Source organism: Pseudoalteromonas sp. BSi20480 (genome assembly GCF_000241365.1).
Taxonomy (GTDB): Bacteria; Pseudomonadota; Gammaproteobacteria; order Enterobacterales; family Alteromonadaceae; genus Pseudoalteromonas; species Pseudoalteromonas marina.
The window spans coordinates 39,625-45,870 of sequence record NZ_BADX01000015.1; the positions used below are offsets into that span (position 1 = coordinate 39,625).

6 protein-coding genes are annotated in these 6,246 nt (G+C 41.1%); all 6 read left to right on the forward strand.

Annotation, left to right across the window (positions count from 1 at the left end):
- Window positions 1–99: 99 nt before the first annotated feature.
- The 6 genes from P20480_RS19550 to rlmB all read left to right on the forward strand — a co-directional run bounded on the left by P20480_RS19550 (window position 100) and on the right by rlmB (window position 6,222).
- Window positions 100–270 carry a hypothetical protein gene (locus P20480_RS19550; protein WP_006794092.1) on the forward strand — a complete coding sequence of 57 codons (171 nt, stop codon included), beginning with the start codon at window positions 100–102 and terminating at the stop codon, window positions 268–270.
- A complete protein-coding gene (locus tag P20480_RS15860; protein WP_008126846.1) occupies window positions 267–1,370 on the forward strand; it encodes a sensor histidine kinase in 1,104 nt (367 codons plus the stop codon). Before P20480_RS19550 ends, P20480_RS15860 begins: the two co-directional genes overlap by 4 nt.
- Entirely contained in the window at window positions 1,367–1,981 is a 615-nt protein-coding gene (locus tag P20480_RS15855; protein WP_008126848.1) for a response regulator transcription factor, read from the forward strand. Before P20480_RS15860 ends, P20480_RS15855 begins: the two co-directional genes overlap by 4 nt.
- A gap of 114 nt (window positions 1,982–2,095) precedes the next feature.
- On the forward strand, window positions 2,096–2,833 hold the full coding sequence (locus P20480_RS15850; protein ID WP_008126849.1) for an enoyl-CoA hydratase/isomerase family protein: 738 nt from the start codon (window positions 2,096–2,098) through the stop codon (window positions 2,831–2,833).
- 199 nt (window positions 2,834–3,032) lie between these two features.
- Window positions 3,033–5,486 (forward strand): ribonuclease R, encoded by a 2,454-nt coding sequence (gene rnr / locus P20480_RS15845; protein ID WP_008126851.1) that lies wholly within the window; start codon window positions 3,033–3,035, stop codon window positions 5,484–5,486.
- Window positions 5,479–6,222: a 23S rRNA (guanosine(2251)-2'-O)-methyltransferase RlmB gene (gene rlmB, locus P20480_RS15840; RefSeq protein ID WP_006794097.1), complete on the forward strand. Its 744-nt coding sequence runs from the start codon at window positions 5,479–5,481 to the stop codon at window positions 6,220–6,222. Before rnr ends, rlmB begins: the two co-directional genes overlap by 8 nt.
- Window positions 6,223–6,246 lie beyond the last annotated feature (24 nt).

Sequence of the window (6,246 nt, forward strand, 5' to 3'; positions counted from 1 at the left end):
TTTTTTGAAACATGACAAATGTCAGCAAAGTTAATGACACTTCACACTCTTATTATTTTTACGTACTGGCATAGTTATCCTACTTAACAGGAGAGTGCTATGAATAGTTTAGTTTTAATGAGTCTTGATATTAGCGAGTTTTTTGATTCGCTTAATTTTACTATTAATTACATTGATTATTTTATGCTGATAAGCATTTTTGTGGTATCTATATTTATTAATAAAAAGAGTGCTTTAAATAAAAATAATACACCAGAGGTGCTAGCATGAGTTCGCAAAGTAGCTTTTCTCAACAAACGGATAAAACGTTTTGGAAATACGGCCATTTAATTTTTACAGGCTTTTACTTACTGCCATTAATTATTAATTTTGACCAATTTACAAAAAGCCAAATGGGCCTATGTTTAGCTTTTTATATTGCCTTTATTATCTTGTATGTAAAAGCAATTAACTGCGATAACACAAAAATAACCACCTTATTTTTAGCCTTGCTCGCTATTTGTTTTAGCGCCACTTTTTTTACCTCCGGCACACCTACCTTATATGGCTTTGTTGCCTATGTAGCTGGGTATAGTTATAACTTAAAACAGCGGTTTTATGCTGCATTAGCCATTGTGGTGGCGCTTTTTACAAGTTCGTATTTAAGCGATATGGGAAAGCTTCAATACTTTTTGGCTGTGGCCTTAATATTATGTGCCGCCTTATTTAGTTATGGAATTGCAGCAAAAAGAGAACGCGACCATAAAAAGCGCGAGCAAGAAAGTGCAAACCAATTAGAGCAATTAGCTGCTATTGCTGAGCGTGAACGTATAGCGCGTGACCTACACGATATTTTAGGCCACTCACTCTCATCTATTGCATTAAAGGCCGAGCTGGCTAATAAGCTAAACCAAGGTGAGCGCTACGAGCAAGCAAACAACGAAATAGCTCAAGTAGCAGACCTTGCAAGGCAGTTACTTAGCGATGTACGCAGTGCCGTAAGCGACTTAAAAGAGCTCAATTTGGTAAGCCAAGTTGCTCAGTTAAAACAGCGGTTATTAGAGCAAGATTTTAATATTACGTTTAACGTTGAGTTATCTGTGCTACCTGCCAAGGTAGAGGGCATTGCTAGTTTAATAATTAAAGAGTCAGTCACTAACTTACTACGCCATAGTTCAACTAAAAACAGCGCAATAACAATTAAGCAAACATCCCAGCAATTACTCATTGAAGTAATAGATAATGCACCCTGTGGCAGGCTCGAGGCAGGCAACGGTTTAAACGGTATAAAAGAACGAGCAGAGCAAATACAAGGTAGTGCAACTTTTACCTGTGGCGAACAATTTACATTAAACGTAGTACTGCCAATTTCATCTGAGGATTTACAATGATCAAAATGTTTTTAGTGGAAGATCAGGCGCTAGTGCGTGACGCTGTTAGTGCACTACTTAGTCTAGATTTTAATATTGACGTAATTGGCCAAGCAAGCAACGGGCTAGATGCTCTAAATGCTATTAATGCGCTTGATGAAGATGCAATGCCAGATATTATTTTAACCGATATTGAAATGCCTAAAATGAACGGCATAGAACTTAGTGAAAAAATAGCAATGCAATTTCCGGCTATAAAAATGGTGATCATGACCACGTTTTCACGCGCTGGGTATATTAGGCGCTCGTTAAGTGCCGGTGTTAAAGGATTTATATTAAAAGAAGCCCCGAGTGACGAGCTAATCAACGCACTCAAAAAGGTAATGCAAGGGCAAAAAGTGATTGACCCAGAGCTTGCAATTAACGCTCTAGACGATGCCGATCCACTTACCGACAAAGAGCGAAAAGCATTAAAGCTTGCAAGCGATGGACTTAAAACGAGCGAAATAGCCACACAGTTATTTATAAGTGAAGGCACAACGCGTAACTATCTGTCAGACGCAATTGCCAAACTTAATGCAACAAACCGAATCGACGCAGCACGTATAGCTAAACAAAAAGGGTGGTTATAAACACATGTGATTAAGGTTTATAAATTTAACACAAACCCTTACTATGTTAGTCATAACAACAAAAGTAACGAACAACGCTTAAAGTAAGCTTAAAATTCGCAAAAAGAGGGTTAAATGGCAAATTTAATAGATTTAACAGTAAAAAACAGTGTCGCAGTTTTAACAATGAACACCGCAGAAAATCGACACAATCCAGCGTTTTTGGCTGAATTTAATTTACACCTTGATCATATAGAGGCTGATAAAAGCATTCACTCGGTGGTACTTACCTCAGCAAGCGATAAAAGCTGGTCGCTGGGTATTGACCTTGAGTGGATGGCAAACCCAAGCATTTTACCAGCAGCTATTTCTGACTTTATGTTGCAAATAACACAGTTGCTACAACGTATTGTTACGTTTCCTATGCCTATTATTGCAGCCCTCAATGGTCATACTTATGGTAATGGAGCCGTGCTTGCCTGTGCCTGTGATTTTAGATTTATGAAATCAGACAAGGGCTTTTTTTGCTTTCCTGAAGTGGATGTACTGGTGCCTTTTGTACCGTCTATGTTTCCTATTATTAATAAAGCGATACCGCAAACCTTCTTTAATAGGCTAGCAATGACGGGCGAACGGGTGGGGGCACAACAACTGTTTGAAAACAACGTAATAGAAGCTGTATTTTCTAACAGTGACGAACTGCAAGCCGGTGTAATTGAATTTGCAGCGCAGTTTAATAAAAACCGTTGGATTTACGCTCAAAACAAATCGCAAATGAACAAACACATCTTACAAACTATTAAAGAAGAAGACCCTGCTTTTATCGATAACGTCAGTAAAATGTTATACAAAAATCTTCACAAAACTAAGTAATGGCTTAGTCACTGATGCAGCTTAATCACAATGACACAATTAAGCTGCATAATTAAGGACATATTAAGGCCCTATACGCTAGGTTTAAAAAGCTAAATAACTGATAGGTGAGCTTTGTTTAAATATTAAGTGCTTTTACCTGTCTCATTTTACGTATATGGGTTAAAATAACCTTCATAACCAACTAACAAGATAGTGAATGTCAAACCAAGATCCAAATCTCAGTCGAGAACAAGAAAAGTACGAAAACCCCGTCCCTAGCCGTGAGTTTATACTTACTCATCTTCAAGAGCGTTCAAAACCAGCTAACTACGCACAATTATGTGAAGAACTAGCCGTTAATGATGAAGAGCGTCAGATTGCATTTAAACGTCGCCTTCGTGCCATGGAGCGTGATGGTCAGTTATATTTTAATAAATTTAAATGCTATGCACTTATTGACGAAGCCGGTTTAACCAAAGGTAAAGTAATAGGCCACAGAGACGGTTTTGGCTTTTTAGAAGTTGAAGGCGAGAGCAAAGATTGGTTTATTGCCAAACATCAAATGAACATGGTGTTACATGGCGACATTGTACTAGCTAAAGGTACAAAACGTGGCTCTGGCTCAAAATGCGATGCCCGTATTATTAAAGTGCTTACCAACGAGCGCGCCCCTATTGTAGGGCGTTACTTTGTTGAGCATGGTGTTGCAGTTGTAGTCGCTGAAGATCCGCGTATTACGCAAGACATCATGATTTTACCAGGCAACGAAAACGGTGCCCGCCACAACCAAATGGTGCAGGTTAAAATCACTCAAAATCCTAGCCGCAATATGAACGCAGTAGGTAAAGTGGTTGATGTACTAGGTGAGCATTTAGCACCAGGTATGGAAATTGAAGTTGCCCTTCGTAATCACGACATTCCGCATGTTTGGCCAGAAGAGGTTGACGCACAAGTCGCCCACTTAGGCGAATTTGTAGAAGATGCAGACAAACAAGGCCGCGTAGATTTACGCGACTTACCGCTTGTTACGATAGATGGCGAAGACGCCCGCGACTTTGACGACGCAGTGTACTGTGAGCCTAAAAAATCAGGCGGTTGGCGTTTATGGGTTGCTATTGCCGATGTGTCGCATTATGTAGGCATGAATACACCACTTAACAAAGAAGCCATTGCACGTGGTAACTCAGTGTATTTTCCTGAGCAAGTTATTCCAATGCTACCAAAAGTACTGTCTAACGGGTTGTGTTCGCTTAACCCTAAAGTAGACCGCCTTTGTATGGTTGCTGAAATGACCGTATCAGCGGCAGGTAAATTGTCGGGTTATAAATTTTACGAAGCGGTGATGAATTCTCACGCCCGTTTAACTTACACTAAAGTAAACGCCATTTTACAAAATGACGAAAAGCTTCGCGAAGAATACGCACCCGTAGTGCCACATTTAACTGATTTACAGCAAATGTACATGGCGCTTAAATCAGCACGCCAAGAGCGTGGTGCTATTGAATTTGAAACACTCGAAACGCGCTTTGTATTTAATGCACACCGTAAAATAGAGTCTATTGTGCCTGTTATCCGCAACGACGCGCACAAACTCATTGAAGAATGTATGATTTTAGCCAATGTGTCAGCGGCTAAATTACTCGAAAAGCACGAGGCCAGTGCACTTTACCGTGTGCATGATGAACCCGACAGCGAAAAGCTTGGTAACTTTACACAGTTTTTAACTGAGTTAGGGATTCAGAGCACATTAGGCGACGAACCAACGCCTAAAGAAATTACACAAATATTAGCTAAATTAGGCGAGCGCCCAGAGGCCGAGCTTATTCAAACTATGCTGCTGCGCTCAATGAAACAAGCTGTTTATCAGCCAGATAACATAGGTCACTTTGGTTTGGCGTTATCGGCTTATGCGCACTTTACATCGCCTATTCGTCGTTACCCAGATTTAGTTGTACACCGTGCAATTAAAGCGGTGCTAAAAGCACAGGGTCAACAAACGTCAGGCGCATACGCGTACACTGACGATGAAGTAGATCAATTAGGCGAGCAATGTTCAACCACTGAGCGCCGTGCAGACGACGCGACTCGCGAAGTAGCCGACTGGCTTAAATGTGAGTTTATGCAAGACCACGTTGGCGATGAGTTTAACGGGGTTATTTCGTCGGTTACAAACTTTGGTTTATTTATACGATTAGACGATTTACAAATTGATGGTTTAATTCATGTTACTAATTTAGGCGACGAGTTTTTTGCACATGATGCTGCAAAACATTGCCTGATTGGTGAACACAGCCACACCGTTTACCGACTTGGCGATAAAGTAACGGTGCAAGTTGCCTCAGTCAGTTTAGACGACCGCCGTATAAACTTAGTACTTAAAGGCGATGTAGCACAAGATAGGTATTCACGCCGTCGTGCACCTAAAGGTAAAGGCCCAGCGAGTGTGCGCTCACAATTAAAAGCAGGCAAAGTACCGGGTAAAAAGTCAGACGACAAGCCAAAAGGTAAAAAAAGCCAGCCGGTAAAGGCAAAGCTGCTGGTAAGTCGGCGGTTAAAGCCAGCGAAGGCACCGCAAAGAAAAAACCGAAAAAGAAATCGGCTAAAAAGCCTAAAAGACCAGGCAAAAATGCCCGTAAACGTACAAGCCCAGGAGCATAAAATACGTGAGTAATGAATTAATTTTTGGCTTTCACTCTGTTGAAGCAATTTTAGCAAAAGAGCCTGAGCGATTTTTAGAAATTTACGCCCTTAAAGGCCGTGATGATAAACGCTTAACACCGATTATTGATGAAGCACGTAAATTTGGTATTTCAGTACAATTTATGCAGCGTAAAGCACTTGATAACAAGTCGAAAGACGAGCAGCATCAGGGAATTATTGCTAACGTAAAAGCGGCGCCAACGTACAACGAAAAAGATTTAGATGTGATCATTGCGCGTGAAGAAACTCCATTTTTACTCGTACTTGATGGCATAACCGACCCGCATAACTTAGGTGCATGCTTGCGTAGTGCAGATGCCGCTGGCGTACATGCGATCATTGTTCCTAAAGATAAGTCGGCAAAGCTTAACGGTACAGCACGAAAAGTAGCGTGTGGCGCAGCAGAAACAGTGCCCCTTATTCAAGTCACTAACCTCGCACGTACGCTTCGTGAAATTAAAGATGCTGGCGTATGGGTAGTTGGCACAGCAGGCGAAACCGACACGCATGTATTTGATGCAAGCTTAACAGGCCCAATGGCCATAGTTATGGGCGCAGAAGGTGAGGGGATGCGCCGTTTAACGCGTGAGCATTGCGATGTATTGGTTAAAATTCCAATGGCAGGGTCGGTGTCTAGCTTAAACGTATCGGTTGCAACCGGTATTTGTTTATTTGAAGTATTACGCCAACGTAACGCAAATAATTAAATTGCGTTAGTTTAAAGCTAAGCA